The 17,169-nt window shown below is 67.8% G+C and carries 16 protein-coding genes and 4 tRNA genes; 4 read left to right on the top strand and 16 right to left on the bottom strand.

Annotated features, from left to right (window positions below):
• Positions 1-68 precede the first annotated feature (68 nt).
• Positions 69-620: a type IV toxin-antitoxin system AbiEi family antitoxin gene (locus KEC57_RS08005; RefSeq protein WP_229384046.1), complete on the top strand. Its 552-nt coding sequence runs from the start codon at positions 69-71 to the stop codon at positions 618-620.
• On the opposite strand, the gene KEC57_RS08010 is transcribed toward KEC57_RS08005, so the two are convergent.
• From KEC57_RS08010 to pdxS, 10 genes are all read right to left on the bottom strand, one after another.
• Positions 607-2,856 (bottom strand): RelA/SpoT family protein, encoded by a 2,250-nt coding sequence (locus KEC57_RS08010; RefSeq protein ID WP_229384047.1) that lies wholly within the window; start codon positions 2,854-2,856, stop codon positions 607-609. The genes KEC57_RS08005 and KEC57_RS08010 overlap by 14 nt on opposite strands.
• 70 nt (positions 2,857-2,926) lie before the next feature.
• Entirely contained in the window at positions 2,927-3,919 is a 993-nt protein-coding gene (gene secF / locus KEC57_RS08015) for a protein translocase subunit SecF (protein WP_229384048.1), read from the bottom strand.
• Complete coding sequence (gene secD, locus KEC57_RS08020; protein WP_229384049.1) at positions 3,919-5,658, bottom strand: protein translocase subunit SecD; 1,740 nt, start codon at positions 5,656-5,658, stop codon at positions 3,919-3,921. Before secD ends, secF begins: the two co-directional genes overlap by 1 nt.
• Positions 5,659-5,703: 45 nt before the next feature.
• The gene (locus KEC57_RS08025; RefSeq protein ID WP_229384050.1) at positions 5,704-6,147 is read right to left on the bottom strand and encodes a preprotein translocase subunit YajC; all 444 of its coding nucleotides are present in this window, start codon (positions 6,145-6,147) and stop codon (positions 5,704-5,706) included.
• An 81-nt stretch (positions 6,148-6,228) separates the two neighbouring features.
• Positions 6,229-7,257: a Holliday junction branch migration DNA helicase RuvB gene (ruvB, locus tag KEC57_RS08030; protein ID WP_229384051.1), complete on the bottom strand. Its 1,029-nt coding sequence runs from the start codon at positions 7,255-7,257 to the stop codon at positions 6,229-6,231.
• Positions 7,250-7,873 (bottom strand): Holliday junction branch migration protein RuvA, encoded by a 624-nt coding sequence (gene ruvA / locus KEC57_RS08035; RefSeq protein ID WP_229384052.1) that lies wholly within the window; start codon positions 7,871-7,873, stop codon positions 7,250-7,252. The genes ruvB and ruvA overlap by 8 nt, the downstream gene beginning before the upstream one ends.
• 46 nt (positions 7,874-7,919) lie before the next feature.
• A complete protein-coding gene (gene ruvC, locus KEC57_RS08040) occupies positions 7,920-8,498 on the bottom strand; it encodes a crossover junction endodeoxyribonuclease RuvC (RefSeq protein ID WP_229384053.1) in 579 nt (192 codons plus the stop codon).
• A gap of 68 nt (positions 8,499-8,566) precedes the next feature.
• Complete coding sequence (locus KEC57_RS08045; protein ID WP_229384054.1) at positions 8,567-9,331, bottom strand: YebC/PmpR family DNA-binding transcriptional regulator; 765 nt, start codon at positions 9,329-9,331, stop codon at positions 8,567-8,569.
• 79 nt (positions 9,332-9,410) lie between these two features.
• Entirely contained in the window at positions 9,411-10,016 is a 606-nt protein-coding gene (pdxT, locus tag KEC57_RS08050; RefSeq protein ID WP_229384411.1) for a pyridoxal 5'-phosphate synthase glutaminase subunit PdxT, read from the bottom strand.
• Positions 10,010-10,900 carry a pyridoxal 5'-phosphate synthase lyase subunit PdxS gene (gene pdxS / locus KEC57_RS08055; protein ID WP_308187584.1) on the bottom strand — a complete coding sequence of 297 codons (891 nt, stop codon included), beginning with the start codon at positions 10,898-10,900 and terminating at the stop codon, positions 10,010-10,012. Before pdxS ends, pdxT begins: the two co-directional genes overlap by 7 nt.
• Positions 10,901-11,022: 122 nt before the next feature.
• Here pdxS and KEC57_RS08060 point away from each other — a divergent pair, with 122 nt between their 5' ends.
• Together KEC57_RS08060 and pdxY are read left to right on the top strand one after the other, a co-directional pair.
• Positions 11,023-12,381: an aminotransferase class I/II-fold pyridoxal phosphate-dependent enzyme gene (locus KEC57_RS08060; protein WP_229384413.1), complete on the top strand. Its 1,359-nt coding sequence runs from the start codon at positions 11,023-11,025 to the stop codon at positions 12,379-12,381.
• The gene (gene pdxY, locus KEC57_RS08065) at positions 12,378-13,229 is read left to right on the top strand and encodes a pyridoxal kinase PdxY (RefSeq protein WP_229384055.1); all 852 of its coding nucleotides are present in this window, start codon (positions 12,378-12,380) and stop codon (positions 13,227-13,229) included. The genes KEC57_RS08060 and pdxY overlap by 4 nt, the downstream gene beginning before the upstream one ends.
• Before the next feature lies 1 nt (position 13,230).
• Here pdxY and KEC57_RS08070 read toward each other — a convergent pair whose 3' ends face one another.
• The 6 genes from KEC57_RS08070 to KEC57_RS08095 all read right to left on the bottom strand — a co-directional run bounded on the left by KEC57_RS08070 (position 13,231) and on the right by KEC57_RS08095 (position 16,941).
• On the bottom strand, positions 13,231-13,767 hold the full coding sequence (locus KEC57_RS08070) for an HIT family protein (protein WP_229384414.1): 537 nt from the start codon (positions 13,765-13,767) through the stop codon (positions 13,231-13,233).
• Positions 13,768-13,847: 80 nt separating this feature from the next.
• On the bottom strand, positions 13,848-15,842 hold the full coding sequence (gene thrS, locus KEC57_RS08075) for a threonine--tRNA ligase (RefSeq protein ID WP_229384056.1): 1,995 nt from the start codon (positions 15,840-15,842) through the stop codon (positions 13,848-13,850).
• Between the two features lie 61 nt (positions 15,843-15,903).
• Positions 15,904-16,563 carry a DNA alkylation repair protein gene (locus KEC57_RS08080; protein ID WP_229384057.1) on the bottom strand — a complete coding sequence of 220 codons (660 nt, stop codon included), beginning with the start codon at positions 16,561-16,563 and terminating at the stop codon, positions 15,904-15,906.
• A 75-nt stretch (positions 16,564-16,638) separates the two neighbouring features.
• Positions 16,639-16,713 (bottom strand) — tRNA-Val (locus KEC57_RS08085).
• Positions 16,714-16,740: 27 nt separating this feature from the next.
• A tRNA-Cys gene (locus KEC57_RS08090) sits at positions 16,741-16,814 on the bottom strand.
• Positions 16,815-16,868: 54 nt separating this feature from the next.
• Positions 16,869-16,941 (bottom strand) — tRNA-Gly (locus tag KEC57_RS08095).
• A gap of 155 nt (positions 16,942-17,096) precedes the next feature.
• On the opposite strand from KEC57_RS08095, the gene KEC57_RS08100 reads away from it, so the two are divergent.
• Positions 17,097-17,169, top strand: a tRNA-Val gene (locus KEC57_RS08100).

Here is a 17,169-nt window from a genome sequence, read left to right on the forward strand (position 1 = left end):
CACGGGGTTCTCCACAGGGCGCGAGGCCGCGGCATCCGTCGATGCGCGATGTCGGGCACACTGCCGACATGGCGTCTCCTTTCCTGTACTTCACCGACGACCGACTCTCTCGCGCCGAGCTGTCTGCCGCGTGCCTGGACGGCGACCTCGTCGAACTCGGAGAGGCCTACATCCCGGCGGACGCGGTCGAGACCGCGGCCCTGCGTGCCGGCTCGCTCACCAGGATCCTGGGCGTGACATTGGCGGCGACCCATCTGAGTGCCGCCTGGATCCACGGCGCGCTGCTCCTGCCGCCTGCGCGGCACACCGTGCAGCGGGCGGTGTCTCGGCGCATCAACGTCGTGCCCGGCCGGCAGCTGGTCTACCGTGACCTCGCCGTGGATCCCTCCGACCTTCAGCTCGTGGGCGGGGTCCGCGTGACCGCGCCCGTGCGCACGCTCATCGATCTCGCTCGCATCGGCGACGACGAGCATGCGCGGGCCATGCAGCTGCTCGCGGGCACCCATCCTGCCTCGGTCCCCGATGCGATCACGCGCCTCGAGGCGGGGGTACTCCCCCACAAGCGTGTCGCTCTCGCCCTGCTGCGCCGGGTGGCGGTGGGTGAGATCAGGAAGACGTGACGCGGTACACGTCGTAGACGGCGTCGATGCGACGCACCGCGTTCAGCACCCGATCGAGGTGAACGATGTCACCCATCTCGAAGACGAATCGGCTCAGCGCCAATCGATCATTCGTCGTCGACACGGTGGCCGAGAGGATGTTGACGTGGTGCTCACTGAGCACTCGTGTGACGTCGCTGAGCAGGCCCGAACGATCCAGTGCTTCGACCTGGATCTGCACGAGGAAGATACTCTTCGTGGTCGGCGCCCACTCGACGTCGATCATCCGCTCGGGATCCGACTTCAGCGACGCGACGTTGGTGCAGTCGGCCCGGTGGACCGAGACGCCGCTTCCGCGCGTGACGAATCCGACGACCTCGTCTCCGGGAACCGGAGTGCAGCACTTGGCGAGCTTCACGAGGATGTCGGGGGCTCCGCGCACGAGCACGCCCGAGTCACCGCCGCGCGGTGCACGCGTTCGGCCGACCGTGGGCAGATCGATCGGACCCGTGCTGGTGTCGTTCGCCGCGACGAGGGAGGTGACCTTCTCGATGACCGACTGGGTCGAGACATGGCCCTCGCCGACAGCGGCGTACAGAGCCGACACGTCTTCGTAGCGCAGCTGGTGCGCGACCTCGGAGAAGGAATCCTGGCTCATCAGGCGCTGCAGTGGCAGATTCTGCCTCCGCATCGCGCGTGCGATGGCCTCTTTGCCCTGCTCGATCGCCTCTTCGCGGCGTTCTTTCGTGAACCAGCCGCGGATCTTGTTGCGGGCACGGGTGCTGCGGACGAAGCCCAGCCAGTCCTGGCTGGGTCCGGCATCGGGGTTCTTGGAGGTGAAGACCTCGACGACATCGCCGCTCTTCAGCTCGGACTCCAGCGGGACCAGACGCCCGTTGACCTTCGCGCCCATCGTGCGGTGACCGACCTCGGTGTGCACGGCGTAGGCGAAGTCCACGGGGGTCGCGCCGGCCGGCAGACCGATCACCCGACCCTTCGGCGTGAAGACGTAGACCTCTTTCGCACCGATTTCGAATCGGAGCGAATCGAGGAACTCCCCCGGATCGGCGGTCTCGGCCTGCCAGTCCGAGATGTGGGCGAGCCATGCCATGTCGGTGTCGAGCGACTTGGCGTCGGGCTTCGCGCCGTTCATCCGCTCTTTGTACTTCCAATGCGCCGCGACACCGAACTCGGCCTGCTGGTGCATCTCGTTGGTGCGGATCTGGATCTCGACCGTCCGGCCGCCAGGGCCGATGACCGTCGTGTGCAGTGACTGGTAGAGGTTGAACTTCGGAGTCGCGATGTAGTCCTTGAACCGACCGGGAAGCGGCGTCCAGCGTGCGTGGATCGCGCCGAGGACGGCATAGCAGTCACGCACGCTTCCGACCAGGATGCGGATGCCGATCAGATCGTAGATGTCGTCGAACTCGCGGCCGCGGACCACCATCTTCTGGTAGACGGAGTACAGCTGCTTCGGGCGGCCCATGACGCGCCCCCGGATGCGAAGCTCGCGCAGATCACTGTCGACGGCGTCGATGACGTTCTGCACGTACTGCTCGCGCTGCGGCGTGCGCTGCTTGACGAGACTCTCGATCTCGGCGTAGAGCTTCGGGTGCAGCACCGCGAACGAGAGATCCTCCAGCTCGGACTTGATCGCCTGGATGCCGAGGCGGTGCGCGAGCGGTGCGTAGATCTCGAGGGTCTCCGTCGCCTTCTTCCGCGCCTTCTCGGGCGGGACGAACCCCCACGTGCGGGCATTGTGGAGCCGGTCGGCGAGCTTGATCAGCAGCACGCGGATGTCGCGCGACATCGCGACGATCATCTTCCGGACCGTCTCGGCCTGGGCGCTCTCGCCGTACTTGACCTTGTCGAGCTTCGTGACTCCGTCGACGAGCATCGCGACCTCGTCGCCGAACTCGGCGGTGAGCCGATCGAGCGAGTAGTCGGTGTCTTCGACCGTGTCGTGCAGCAGTGCCGCGGCGATCGCCCGGGGCCCGAGGCCCAGATCGGCCAGGATCTGGGCGACGGCGAGCGGATGCGTGATGTACGGCTCGCCGCTCTGCCGTGCCTGACCGGAGTGCGCCGCCTGAGCTGCGGAGTAGGCGCGCTCGATGATCGAGAGGTCGCCCTTCGGATGGTGCGTGCGCACCGTGCGAAGGAGCTGCTCGACGTCGTCGCGGCGTGCCGAACGCGAGAAGATGCGCGGCACGAGACGGCGCAGGGACGACGACTGGGCGGGAGGGACGGTCTCGGTCACGCGATCGTCTCCCCTCCGCTGGAAGTCACAATCCTACGCCCCGCGCGGGCAGAGCCCGCGCGGGCGCAGGTCAGGCGGGCGTTCCCGCGAGCTCTCGAGCGGCGAGGATGCGCTCGTCGCGCGATTTGAGCGTGGGTTCGTTCTCGCGGAGCAGCGAGTACAGCGGCGCAGCGACGAAGATCGTCGAATACGCGGCCACGATCGTTCCCACGAAGATCGCCAGCGAAAGATCGGTGAGCGTCTGCGCGCCGAGCCACAGCGCGCCGATGAACAGGATCGCTCCCGTGGGAAGGATCGCGACGACCGTGGTGTTGATCGAGCGGATCAACGTCTGATTGACGGCCAGGTTGACGGACTCGCCGAACGTGCGGCCGGACACCTCGCCGTCCTCGTCCGTGTTCTCCCTGATCTTGTCGAACACCACCGTCGTGTCGTAGAGCGCATACGAGAGGATCGTGAGGAATCCGATGACCGCGGCGGGCGAGATCTCGAAGCCGAACAGCGCGTAGACACCGACGGTGATCACGAGCACATCGACGAGGCCGATGATCGCCGAGACCGACATCTTCCACGTGCGGAAGTACAGCGCGAGGATCAGGAAGGTCAGAGCGAGGAAGATCGCGAGTCCCCAGAGCGACTGCCGGGTGACGTCCTCGCCCCAGCTGGGACCGATGAACGAGGCGCTGACTTCGCTTTCGGGAACCTCGTAGATGTCGGCGAGTGCGGTCGAGACCTCGCGGCTGTCGGCATCCGTCATCTGATCGGTCTGGACGCGCACGGTATCTTCGCCGATCGTCACCACCTTCGTGGCGGCGTCGGGGACGACCGAATGCACGGCATCGGTGGCGAGGGACTGATCGACCGGTGTCGCGACGCCGCTGACCGTGAACTGCGATCCGCCGGTGAACTCGATCGAGAACTGGATCGGGCGGAACAGCGGAACGAGCGCCGAGGCGAGCACGAGGATCGCCGCGATCAGGAACCACAGCTTGCGTCGCCCGACGAACGGGAAAGAGGTCTTGCCGGTATAGAGGTCGTTACCGAACTGGCTCATGGAGCGCATCAGCGGTCTCCCTCCTTGGCGGTCGAGGCGGATGTGGAACTGTCTTTCACACCGGCGCCTGCCAGCTCCGCCTGCTTGCGCTCGGCGATGGTCTGGCGGCGCTCGGCTTCTCCGCGCGACTTGGCGGCGCGGCGACCCGCGGCCGTGTCGGCGGTTGCTGCGGCCGGGGCGCGGAACTGCGCCCTGCCGCGGTACACGGCGCCGAGGGCCGTCGGATCGAGGCCCGAGAGCGGATGCCCCGAACCGAAGAACTTCGTGCGCGCCAGCAGCTGCATCACCGGGTGGGTGAACAGGATGAAGATGAGCACGTCGATCGCGGTGGTGAGCCCCAGAGTGAAGGCGAAGCCCTTCACCGTGGAGTCGGCCAGGATGTAGAGCACGACGGCGGCGAGGATGTTGATCGACTTCGAGATGTAGATGGTGCGCTTCGCGCGCCCCCAGCCGTCCTCGACGGCGCTCGTGATCGACTTTCCGTCGCGCATCTCGTCTCGGATGCGTTCGAAGTAGACGATGAACGAGTCCGCGGTGAAGCCGATCGTCACGATGAGTCCGGCGACACCGGCGAGCGACAGGCGGAAGCCCATGCGCCAGGCCAGGATGCACAGTGTGAGGTAGGTGAGCACACCCATCACGACGAGCGAGGCGATGATGACGAAGCCGAGCGCGCGATACACGATGAGCGAGTAGATCGCGACGAGAGCGAGTCCGATGAGACCCGCGATCAGCCCGATCTGCAGCTGCTGCGAGCCGAGGGTCGCCGAGATCGAGTTCGAGCTCTCGACGGTGAAGCTGAGGGGAAGAGCGCCGTACTTGAGCTGGTCGGCCAGGGTCTTCGCGGTCTCCTGCGTGAAGCTGCCGGTGATGCTCGGCTTGCCGTCGAGGATGACGCCGTTCATTGACGGCGCCGACAGCACGGAGCCGTCGAGGACGAAGGCGAACTGGTTCAGCGGCGCGGTCGCACCGTACAGGCGCTGGCTGATCTCGCCGAAGGTCGTGGTGCCCTCCGCGTCGAACTGGAGGTTGACCGCCCACTGGTTGTTGGTCTGCTGCAGGCCGAAGGTCGCATCGTCGATCGACGAGCCGTCGAGTTCGACGGGACCGAGGATGTACTTCACCGTGCCACTGGCATCGCACGTGATCAGCGGTTCGTCGGCGGGGGCGTTCGCGGGGTCGTTCGCGGGGTCGGCGCAGTCATACGCCAGGAACTGCGCGTACAGCGCGTCGGTGATCCAGTTCGGGTCGCTGCCGTTCGTCGGCGCCACGGTCGGCGTCGCGTTGAGCGCCGGGTCGGGGGTGGGGTACGGCGTGGCGCTGCCGTCCTCACCGACGAAAGACGTGGCGGGGTCGCCCGTGTAGAGCACGGCACGCAGTTGGAGCTGGGCGGACGCCTCGATCCGGTTGCGGGTCTCCTCGTCGGCTTGACCGGGGATCTGCACGACGATCTGGTTGCCGGCCTGCGTGGTGACGTCCGCCTCGCCGACGCCGGACGCGTCGACGCGCTGACGGATGATCGTGACCGCCTGCTGCATCTGCTCGCTCGTCGGCTCGACGCCGTCCGCCGTCTGGGCCTCGAGGACGATCTGCGTGCCGCCCTGGAGGTCGAGGGCGAGCTCAGGGGTCCACGAGCTCTCGCTGAAGACGTGGACGCCGAGCGCGTTGATTCCGAACAGGATGGTCGTGATGGCGAGAAGGCCGGTGAGGGCGCGCCACGCATGCCGGACGGGAGTGGATGTCGCCACGTCTTCGCTTTCTGCAGATGCCCTTGCGGGCAGAGGGTCAGACGGTCAGTCTCGCGACTTGGGGCCGGCGTCGGGGTCGGTGTCGTCGGTCGCGGCGGCGTTGTGGTCGTCGCTCACCGAGGTGATGTCGCCGTTGGCGACGCCCTCCGCGTATTCGGCGTGGCTCTCTTCGGCCGCGAGGTAATCGTCTTCGGTGACGGCACCGATCGTCGGGTTGACGACGCGGAGGATGGACTGGCTGTGGACCTTGATCTCGACACCGGGAGCGAGTTCGACGATCGCGGGCTGGTCGAGGTTCTCGGGGTCGTACGAGATGATCGTGCCGTAGAGACCACCCTGCAGCAGTACCTCGGCGCCGGGAACCGTCTGGCGGGCGCGCTCTTCCTGTTCGTGCTTCTGCTTCTGCATGCGTCGACGCGAGCTCCAGAACATGAAGACCAGGAGGACGACCAAAAGGATGATCAGGCCGTAGTTGCTCAAGAAATCCATGGAGCCGGGTGCACCTTTCGGGTCAGGCGCGCCAGGGCGGCACTGCCTTGCATGAGGGGGGTGGGCGAAAGCCTTCAGTGATTATAGGTCATCGATACCCAGCACCGAGTCGACCGTCGGCACGCCGAGGTGCGCATAGGCAACCGGCATGGCGATACGGCCGCGCGGAGTGCGCCCCATGAACCCGATCCGCACGAGGTACGGTTCGACCACCGACTCGATCGTATCGGCCTCCTCGCCGACGGTCACGGCGAGTGTGCCGAGACCGACGGGACCGCCGCGGAATCGTCGCACGAGAGCATCGAGCACCGCACGGTCGAGTCGGTCCAGGCCGATCGCATCGACGTCGTACAACTCCAATGCGGCGTCGACGATCGCGGCGTCCGCGGCCCGGCCGTTGCCGTGCACGATGCTGTAGTCGCGGACGCGGCGCAGCAGTCGGTTCGCGATGCGGGGCGTGCCGCGCGATCGCCGTGCGATCTCGGCGCGCGGGCCCGGCGGAACGGCGATTCCCAGCATGGCGGCGGAACGTTCGATCACGCGCTCGAGCTCTTCGGGCTCGTAGTACTCGAGGTGGGCCGTGAACCCGAAGCGATCCCGCAGCGGGTTGGGGAGCATCCCCGAGCGGGTGGTCGCGCCGACGAGCGTGAACGGCGCGAGATCCAGCGGAATGCTGGTCGCCCCTGCGCCCTTGCCGACCATGATGTCGATGCGGAAATCCTCCATCGCCAGGTACAGCATCTCTTCGGCCGAGCGCGCCATGCGATGCACCTCGTCGATGAACAGGACTTCGCCCGGCATGAGGCTGGACAACAGGGCCGCGAGGTCGCCCGCGTGCTGGATCGCCGGCCCGCTCGACATGCGGAGGGGTCGGCCCACCTCGTGGGCCACGATCATCGCGAGGGTGGTCTTACCGAGACCCGGCGGGCCTGACAGCAGGATGTGGTCGGCTGATCGCTGCTGGATCCGCGCGGCGTCCAGCAGCAGCTGCATCTGCCCGCGGACCTTCTGCTGTCCGATGAACTCCGCGAGCGATGCCGGTCGCAGCGCGCCCTCGATCGCGAGTTCGGTCTCGTCGACCGGCTCCCCCGTCTCTCGCACGTCATCCACCGACCGTCTCCTTCCGTGCGGGGCCGAGAGCGGCGAGCGTGAGGCGCAGCAAGGCGGGCACCGAGGTGCGGTCCGACTCGCCGGCGTCGCTTGCCACGGTCTCGACGGCGTCGACCGCGATGCGCTCCGACCAGCCCAGACCCACCAGTGCCTGCACGACCTGTGCGGGCACCGCAGGGGTGCCCGCGGCATCAGGGCCGGACGCGGCCGGTCGTGTGGACACGATCTTGCCCGCCAGTTGCAGCACGATCAGCTTCGCCGTCTTCGGCCCGATGCCCGAGACGCGTCGGAACGGCGCGTCGTCGTCGGCCGAGACGGCATCCGCGATCTGTGCCACCGAGAGCGTCGCCAGCACGCCGAGCGCGGACTTCGGCCCGACGCCGGTGACACCGAGCAGGAGTGTGAAGACCGCGAGCTCGTCGCGGGATTCGAACCCGAAGAGTGACAGAGAGTCCTCGCGCACGATGAGCGTCGTATGCAGGGTCACGGGCTCGCCGAGGTGGGTCGCGCGCGCGATCTGGGGCGTGACGGCGACGTGCAGTCCGACGCCGCCCACCTCGACCACGACGGAATCCGCATCGATGTGCACGGCGGTGCCGCGGACGGAGGAGATCATACGTCGAGCCTACGGCCGTCGTTCGGAGCTTTGTTCGAGCGACACGCTAGCGACGTGCTCCGCGCTCGGCGTCGGCCCAGGCCCGCTGCGCCGGAGTGAGCGGCCCGGATGCCGCGGAGACCGCGCCTCCGCCGCGCCACGCATGACAGAGTGCGAGGGCGAGCGCGTCGGCCGCGTCGGCGGGTTTGGGCAGCTCGTCGAGTCGCAGCACGCGTGCCACCATCGCCTGCACCTGCCGCTTGTCGGCGGAGCCGTAGCCGGTGATCGCGGCCTTCACCTCGGACGGCGTATGCGTCGCCGCCGGCAGCCCGCGCTCCCCCGCGATCAGGAGAGCGATGCCGCTGGCCTGTGCCGTTCCCATGACCGTCGAGCGGTTGTGCTGGGCGAAGACGCGCTCGACTGCGACGACATCGGGATGGTGCGCGTCGACCACGGCGCGCAGGCCTGCGGCGATCAGCGCGAGTCGTGCCTCGATCGGATCGCCGGGATCGGATCGCACGACGCCCACATAGACGAGCCGTGCGGAGCGATCGGGTGCGACGTCTACGACGCCTACGCCGCACCGGGTCAGGCCCGGGTCGATGCCGAGGACGCGGAGGGAACCGCGGGAGGAGACGGGCGTCACTCCCCCACGGTAGGCGAGTGCCCGGATGCCGCGGCGCAGGCGCGCCCGCCCGCGGGATCCGTCACTGATCAGTCGTTGTCGTCGTTTTCGAGCTCGGCCTGCACTTCAGGCGTGAGGTCGAAGTTGCTGAACACGTTCTGCACGTCGTCGCTGTCTTCGAGCGCATCGATGAGGCGGAAGATCTTGCGCGCGGTGTCGGCATCGATCTCGATCTTGAGATCGGGGACGAACTCGATGTCGGCCGACTCGTAGTCGATCCCGGCGTCCTGCAGCGCGGAGCGCACGGTGACGAGGTCGGAGGCTTCGGTGACGACCTCGAACCCTTGCGGGTGCGCCTCGACCTCTTCGGCGCCTGCCTCGAGCACGGCGAGCATCACGTCATCCTCGGTGGTGCCTTCGCCCGAGACGATGATGACGCCCTTGCGTGAGAAGTTGTAGGCCACGCTGCCGGGGTCTGCCAGCGTTCCGCCGTTGCGGCTGAGGGCGGTACGCACCTCGGCGGCGGCGCGGTTCTTGTTGTCGGTCAGACACTCGATCATGAGTGCGACGCCGTTGGGACCGTAGCCCTCGTACATGATCGACGTGTACTCGACGGCGTCGCCGCCGATTCCCGCTCCGCGCTTGATCGCGCGGTCGATGTTGTCGTTCGGGACCGAGGTCTTCTTCGCCTTCTGCACGGCGTCGTACAGGGTCGGGTTGCCCGACAGGTCGGCGCCGCCGAGCTTCGCAGCGACTTCGATGTTCTTGATGAGCTTCGCGAACGACTTCGCACGACGGCCGTCGATGACCGCCTTCTTGTGCTTGGTCGTCGCCCACTTGGAATGCCCGGACATGGTCCTCCTGATTTGCGCGTCGGCGGATCCTCGGCCGACGCCGTTCGCTCGCCGGCACCACATCCACCGACGGACCATTCTAAGACAGTCGGGCGTCCACCATGTCGAGGAACAGCCGGTGGAACCGGTGCTCGCCCGTGACCTCGGGGTGGAATGACGTTCCCAGCAGGGATCCCGCTCGCACGGCGACGACGCGTCCGTCCGCCAGCGTCGCGAGGCGCTGCACTCCGTCACCGGTGGCCTCCACGAGGGGGGCGCGGATGAAGACCGCGTGCACCGACGGCGGTCCGAGGACCGGGATGTCGAGATCGACCTCGAACGAGTCGACCTGGCTGCCGAAGGCGTTCCGCCGCACCGTCACATCGAGTCCGCCGAAGGTCTGCTGCCCTTCGATCCCGTCCACGATGCGGTCCGCGAGCAGGATCAGCCCTGCGCAGGTGCCGTACACGGGCAGACCCGCGTCGATCGCGTCGCGGATCGGCTCTCGCATGCCGAAGGCGCGCGACAGCTTGTCGATGACGCTCGATTCGCCGCCCGGGAGCACGAGGCCGTCGACCTGGGCGAGCTCGGACGGGCGGCGCACCAGGGAGACCTCCGCGCCCAGTGCAGCGAGGACGTGCGCGTGCTCGCGCACGTCCCCCTGCAGCGCGAGAACCCCGACGCGCGGTCGAGGTGTCGTCACCAGCCGCGCTCGGCGAGACGGTGCGGTGCGGGAAGGTCGCTGACGTTGATGCCGACCATGGCCTCGCCGAGGCCCCGCGACACCTCCGCGATGACCTTCGCGTCGTCGTAGAACGTCGTCGCCTTCACGATCGCGGCCGCGCGCTCGGCCGGGTTTCCCGACTTGAAGATGCCAGACCCGACGAAGACGCCGTCCGCGCCGAGCTGCATCATCATGGCCGCATCGGCGGGAGTCGCGACGCCGCCGGCGACGAACAGCACCACCGGAAGCTTGCCGGTCTCGGCGATCTCGGCGACGAGCTCGTACGGCGCCTGCAGCTCCTTGGCGGCGACATACAGCTCGTCCTTCGTCATCGAGCGCAGGACGTTGATCTCGCTGTGGATCTTGCGGATGTGCTTGGTCGCCTCCGAGACGTCGCCCGTGCCGGCCTCGCCCTTCGAGCGGATCATCGCAGCGCCTTCGTTGATGCGGCGGAGCGCCTCGCCGAGGTTGGTCGCACCGCAGACGAACGGGACGGTGAAGCCCCACTTGTCGATGTGGTTGACGTAATCGGCCGGCGAGAGCACCTCGGACTCGTCGATGTAGTCGACACCGAGCTCCTGCAGAACCTGGGCTTCGACGAAGTGGCCGATGCGGGCCTTGGCCATCACCGGAATCGAGACGGCCTCGATGATGCCGTCGATCATGTCGGGGTCGCTCATGCGCGACACGCCGCCCTGGGCGCGGATGTCTGCGGGAACCCGCTCGAGCGCCATGACGGCGACGGCGCCGGCGTCCTCGGCGATCTTGGCCTGCTCGACGGTGACGACGTCCATGATGACGCCGCCCTTCAGCATCTCGGCGAGGCCGCGCTTGACGCGGTTGGTTCCCGTGTCGGGGGTAGTCACGAGGGGTCCCTTTCGATGGGTCGCGCGGTGCGCGCGGGCGGTGCGGACAATGCGAGCCATTGGCCTAGGCCAAAAGATATCATGTACCGCGCCCTACACTCGGGAAGGCGATGGACCACGAGATGAACCACGAGATCACCGGCGGCTCAGCGGCCGAGATCGCCGACAGCCTGCGCGCGCTCCTCGAGCGCGGCACGCTGCGCGCCGGCGACTCCTTGCCGCCCGTGCGGGCACTGGCGGAGAGTCTGGGCGTCAACCGCAACACCGTCGTCGCGGCGTATCGCCAGCTCGCGCAGGCCGGCGTGATCATCGCGCGAGGGCGCGGCGGCACCCGGGTCGTCGACCGCGCGCCCGTCGCCCAGGAGGGCTTCGCCGGTGACAGCGTGCTGCGCGATGTCGGGACCGGCAACCCCGATCCCGATCTCATCCCCGATCCGCTGCACGCTCTGGCGAGCATGGCCGGGCGCCCGGTTCTCTACGGCGAGCCGGTCATCGACCCCGACCTGGAGCACTGGGCGCACACATGGATGAGCGACGGCCTCGCGCCGGCCGCGTCGATGCGACTCACGATCACGAGCGGTGCTGCCGATGCCGTCGAGCGGCTGTTCGCGCAGGCGCTGACGCGCGACGACGCCGTCGCGCTCGAGGACCCGTGCTTCCTCGCGAGCATTCACACCGTCCGCCTCGGCGGATATCGCCCTGTCGCTGTGCCGGTCGATGAGGAGGGGATGACGGTCGCCGGTCTCCGCGCGGCACTCGCGCAGGGTGTGCGAGCGGTCGTCTGCACGCCTCGGGCGCAGAACCCGACCGGTGCGAGCCTCACCGCCCGACGCGCGGCCGACCTGCGCGACGTGCTGCGCGAGCACCCCTACGTCCTGGTGATCGAGGACGATCACTTCTCGATGCTCTCCCGCCGCGAGTACCACTCGCTGATCGGGCCGGACCATCGCCGCTGGGCGCTGATCCGATCGGTCTCGAAGTTCCTCGGACCCGACATGTGCCTCGCGGTGACGGCATCCGATCCCGAGACGGCAGAGCGTCTCGCGATGCGCCTCACTCCCGGCACCACGTGGGTGAGTCACCTCCTGCAGCGGCTCACTCACTCGCTGGTCACGGATCCCGAGGTGATGGCGGCGATCGAGGCCGCCGCGGGCCACTATGCCGCGCGCAACGCCGCCTTCGCCGAACGGCTGACGTCACACGGCCTTGCGACCGAGGCCAGCGACGGTCTCAACCTCTGGGTGCGTCTGCCCGTCGCGGCCCGAGCCGTCTCGGAGCAGCTGATGCGGCGCGGATGGCTGGCACGCACGGGTGACGAGTTCGTCCTCGGCGCGGTACCTGTGGCGTCCCAGCGCCTCCGGCTCACGGTGCACGACCTCGACGATGCCGACACCGAGCAGCTCGCCGCCGATATCGCGGCGGCCGTGCGGGCGGTGCGCGGACGGACCGCGACGGTGGGAAGTGGCATGATCGAGCGGTGAAGATCCTCTCGATCCAGTCCGCGGTGGCCTTCGGTCACGTCGGCAATTCGGCCGCCGTCTTCCCGCTCCAGCGCATCGGCGTCGAGGTCATGCCCGTGTACACGGTGAACTTCTCCAACCACACCGGCTACGGCGCGTGGCGCGGACCGCTCATCAGCCCCGACGACGTCCGCGACGTCATCCTGGGTATCGAGGAGCGCGGGGTGCTCCCCCAGATCGACGTCGTGCTGTCCGGCTACCAGGGCGGGGAGGGCATCGCGGACGTGATCCTCGACGCGGTGTCTCGTGTCAAAGCGGCCAACCCGTCCGCCGTGTACGCGTGCGACCCGGTGATGGGCAATGCCACGTCGGGCTGCTTCGTGGCTCCGGCGATCCCCGAGCTGCTGCGCGAGCGCGTCGTTCCGGCAGCCGACATCATCACCCCGAACCAGTTCGAGCTGGGCTACCTGACCGGCACGACGCCCGACACCCTCGAATCGACGCTCGATGCCGTCGACCGCGTGCGCACCACCGGCCCCTCGACGGTGCTCGTGACCAGCGTCGAGCGCCCGGATCGGCCCGCAGACACCATCGAGATGCTGGCCGTGGACGACCGCGGCGCGTGGATCGTGCAGACGCCCCGCATCGCAATGAAGGCCAACGGCTCGGGCGATGTGACGGCCGCTCTGTTCACCGCCCACTACCTGCGCACCGGCGATGCCGCGGACGCGCTCGCGCGCACGACGTCGAGCGTCTTCGATCTGCTCGAGCGCACGCACGCGTCGGGCGAGCGCGAACTGCAGCTCATCGAGTCGCAGGACGCCTATGCGAACCCGCGCCTGCAGTTCGCGGCCCAGCAGGTGCGCTGACTCAGGCGTTTCCTGCGCCGGTGCTCCAGGCATCCGAGACCGCACGTCGCACGTCGCCCAGCAGCTGCGGCAGCGCCTTGGTCTTCGCGATGATCGGGAAGAAGTTGGCATCGGACGCCCAGCGCGGAACGATGTGCTGATGCAGGTGCTCGTCCACGCCGGCTCCCGCAACGCTCCCCTGGTTCATGCCGATGTTGAAGCCGTCGCAGCGTGACACCGACCGCAGCACGCGCATACCCTGCTGCGTGAGCTCCGCGATCTCCGCGACCTCTTCGGCGGTCGCCTGGTCGTAGGTGGCGATGTGCCGGTACGGGCACACCAGCAGGTGGCCTGAGTTGTACGGGAAGAGATTCAGCAGCGCGTAGGACGTGCGTCCTCGGAAGACGATGAGACCGTCCTCATCGGACTTCTCCGGAGCCTCGCAGAACGGGCAGGCCTTGCGCAGCACTTCGGGACCCGCCTGGATGTACGCCATCCGGTGAGGCGTCCACAGTCGCTGAAACTCGTCCGGCACTCCCGGAAGCGTCGCGGCGTCGATGAGCGCCGCGTCTGCGGCATCCGTCCCGCTCTCCCCGACGACCTCGGGAGCCGGGACGGTCGCCGCACGCGCGGCGTCGCTCACGAGAAGTCCTGCGCCGTGCTCACCAGAGCGTGCGTCTCGATGCTCTCGCGCACTCGGCGGATTGCATCCGCGATCGGGATGCCGTTCTCCTGCGAGCCGTCCCGGAAGCGGAACGATACCGTTCCTCCTGAGCGGTCCTGCTCGCCCGCGATCAGCAGCAGCGGCACCTTCTGCGTCGTATGGGTGCGGATCTTCTTCTGCATGCGATCGTCGCTGTGGTCCAGTTCCGCACGCACGCCTTCGCTGCGCAGCTGCGAGATGACCTCGCCGAGGTAGTCGGCGTACTCGTCCGCGACGGGGATGCCGACCACCTGCACCGGCGACAGCCACACCGGGAAAGCGCCGGCATAGTGCTCGAGCAGGATCGCGAAGAACCGCTCGATCGAGCCGAAGAGCGCCCGATGGATCATGATCGGCCGCTTCTTCTGGCCGTCGCGATCGGTGTACTCGAGCTCGAAGCGGTCGGGGAGATTCGGGTCGACCTGCACCGTCGACAGCTGCCATGTGCGCCCGATCGCGTCTTTGGTCTTCAGGTCGATCTTGGGACCGTAGAACGCCGCCTCGCCGGGCACCTCGGTCAGCTTCAGGCCGCTGGCCATGGCGACGTTGCGCAGTGCATTGGTCGAGTAGTCCCAGAACTCGTCGGTGCCGATCCACTTCGACTTCTCGTCGTCGCGCATCGAGAGCTCCAGCTCGAAGTCGTCGAGGCCGAAGTCGCGCAGCATCGAGATGACGAACTCGAGCACACGGGTCGCCTCGCCCTCGAGCTGGTCAGGGGTGACGAACAGGTGCGAGTCGTCCTGTGTGAAGCCGCGCACGCGGGTGAGGCCGTGCAAGGCGCCCGACAGCTCATTGCGGTACACGGTGCCGTTCTCGGCGAGTCGCATCGGCAGGTCGCGATAGCTGCGTGCGCGCTCCTTGTAGATGAGGATGTGCATCGGGCAGTTCATCGGCTTCAGGTAGTAGTCCTGGCCGTGTTTGGTGATCTCGCCGTGCTCGTCGCGCTCCTCGTCCATCACGATCGGCGGGAACATGCCCTCCTTGTACGTGACGAGGTGATTCGAGGTGAGGAACAGGTCCTCCTTCGAGATGTGCGGCGTGTAGACGTAGGTGTATCCGCCCGCGATGTGGCGTCGACGCGCGTGCTGCTCCATCTCGCCGCGAACCACGCCGCCGCGGGGATGCCACACCGACAGGCCCGACCCGATCTCGTCCGGGAAGGAGAAGAGATCCAGCTCCTTGCCCAGTTTGCGGTGGTCGCGCTTCGCGGCCTCCTCGAGGCGAGCCTGATAGGCGCGCAGCTCGTCCTTCGTGGGCCATGCGGTGCCGTAGATGCGCTGCAGCTGGGGGTTCTTCTCGCTGCCGCGCCAGTACGCCCCGGCGACGCGCTGCAGCGCCCAGCCGTTGCCGATCGTCCGGGTGCTGGGCAGGTGCGGTCCGCGACACAGGTCCTTCCAGACCGTCTCGCCGTCGCGGTTCACGTTGTCGTAGATCGTGAGCTCGCCGGCGCCGACTTCGACCGACGCGCCCTCGGCGGCCTCTTTCGATCCGCCCTTGAGTCCGATGAGCTCGAGCTTGAACGGCTCCTCCGCGAGCTCGGCGCGCGCCTCGTCGTCGGTGACGACCCGGCGCACGAAGCGCTGGCCCTCGCGGACGATGCGCTGCATCTCCTTGTCGATCGCCTTCACATCCTCGGGCGTGAAAGGATGCTCGACGCCGAAGTCGTAATAGAAGCCGTCGGTGATCGGGGGGCCGATGCCGAGATTCGCCTGCGGGTTGATGCGCTGAACCGCCTGCGCGAGAACGTGCGCGGCAGAGTGGCGGAGGATGTTCAGACCGTCGGGGCTGTCGATCGCGACGGGCTCGACGGCATCCGTCTCCTGCACGGTCGTGGCGAGGTCTTTCAGCTCGCCGTTGACACGGAGGGCGACCACGGAGCGGTCGGGAAACAGGGCGAACCCGTCAGCGGGGTAGGACACGGCGTCAGTCACGTAACTCTCCTGGAGTGGGAACTGATCAAGGCTATCGTCCTGCGCGCGCCGGCCCGCCCGATCAGAGATGCTTCAGCGCCTCACGACGGCTGAGCGGGCTGAGCGGGTGCTCCGACGCGAACGTGCGCACCCATTCCGGATCGATGCGCGCGTACTCTCGCAGCGCCCAGCCGATGGCCTTGCGGACGAAGAACTCGCGATCGTCGATGTTGGGTGTGATCGTGTCGGTCAGCACCGCGGTCTCGACGTGTGCCCCCCGCCCGAGCTGGGACAGGATCGAGATGCGCCGGATCCACATGTCGTCATCGCGCGCCCACGTTCGCGCGAGGGTCGCCGTTTGTGCCGAGTGGCACTCGTGGAGCTCGGCCAGTCGGTGTGCCAGCTCGTCGGTGACGTCCCACCACGCGCCGGTGCGGACCATGTGCTCGACGTCTTCGAAGAGAGCAGGGTCGCCTGCCACCGGGCGCAGCGCCAGAAGTGCCATCGCCGCGTAGCGCTCCTCGCGGAAGTTCGCCTCGTCCCACAGCCGCCGGGCCGCGCGGCGAAGGGTCGTGGCATCCGTCGTCTCAGCCGCAGCGCGCCTCGCGACCTGACGGGCGTCCGGCACGCGGACGCCGAGGAACGGCATGGCCGACTTCATGTAAGCCTGCTGGCCGGCCGCGCGCGCGGGATCTGCGCGGGAGCGGAGTGCCGCACGGATGTCGTCGACGAGCCCGACCATGCCGTCACCGTACCGCGCCGGTCCTGCTCGGACCGTGGTGGAAACGACGAAACCCCCGCCGAGGCGGGGGTTATCTGGTGGGCGATACTGGGATCGAACCAGTGACCTCTTCCGTGTCAGGGAAGCGCGCTACCGCTGCGCCAATCGCCCGAGTCATGCTCCGGTCGGGACCGGGAGTGGAGGTGGCGACGGGATTCGAACCCGTGTAAACGGCTTTGCAGGCCGGTGCCTAGCCGCTCGGCCACGCCACCGTGTGGTTTGACCCCACGTGCCGTGATCACCTCGAAAGGAGATCCCTGCACTCGAGCGGATGACGAGACTCGAACTCGCGACCCCAACCTTGGCAAGGTTGTGCGCTACCAACTGCGCTACATCCGCATTTCATCCCCGGGATTCTCACCCGGGCACTTGAAAGACTCTATCCGATCCTCGCTGTCATGCAAAACCGAGCGCGGCCCGCGCGTGTCCGCTCGAATGGTTCGGTGCGGCGTTCGTCATCCGGTAGGATCGATACTCGTCCCCCTCGGGGAAATGGGCGATTGGCGCAGTTGGTAGCGCGCTTCCTTCACACGGAAGAGGTCGTGGGTTCGAGTCCCGCATCGCCCA

The organism is Microbacterium allomyrinae, from assembly GCF_020682705.1.
Classification (GTDB): domain Bacteria; phylum Actinomycetota; class Actinomycetes; order Actinomycetales; family Microbacteriaceae; genus Microbacterium; species Microbacterium allomyrinae.

What these genes read in the sequence shown, in the direction of transcription:
- secF (WP_229384048.1), bottom strand. Translation starts at nt 3,919, where the DNA reads ATGCGCTCCATGAGCCAGTTCGGTAACGACCTCTATACCGGCAAGACC.
- ruvA (WP_229384052.1), bottom strand. Translation starts at nt 7,873, where the DNA reads ATGATCTCCTCCGTCCGCGGCACCGCCGTGCACATCGATGCGGATTCC.
- KEC57_RS08060 (WP_229384413.1), top strand. Translation starts at nt 11,023, where the DNA reads ATGAACCACGAGATCACCGGCGGCTCAGCGGCCGAGATCGCCGACAGC.
- KEC57_RS08005 (WP_229384046.1), top strand. Translation starts at nt 69, where the DNA reads ATGGCGTCTCCTTTCCTGTACTTCACCGACGACCGACTCTCTCGCGCC.
- KEC57_RS08045 (WP_229384054.1), bottom strand. Translation starts at nt 9,331, where the DNA reads ATGTCCGGGCATTCCAAGTGGGCGACGACCAAGCACAAGAAGGCGGTC.
- KEC57_RS08025 (WP_229384050.1), bottom strand. Translation starts at nt 6,147, where the DNA reads ATGGATTTCTTGAGCAACTACGGCCTGATCATCCTTTTGGTCGTCCTC.
- KEC57_RS08080 (WP_229384057.1), bottom strand. Translation starts at nt 16,563, where the DNA reads ATGGTCGGGCTCGTCGACGACATCCGTGCGGCACTCCGCTCCCGCGCA.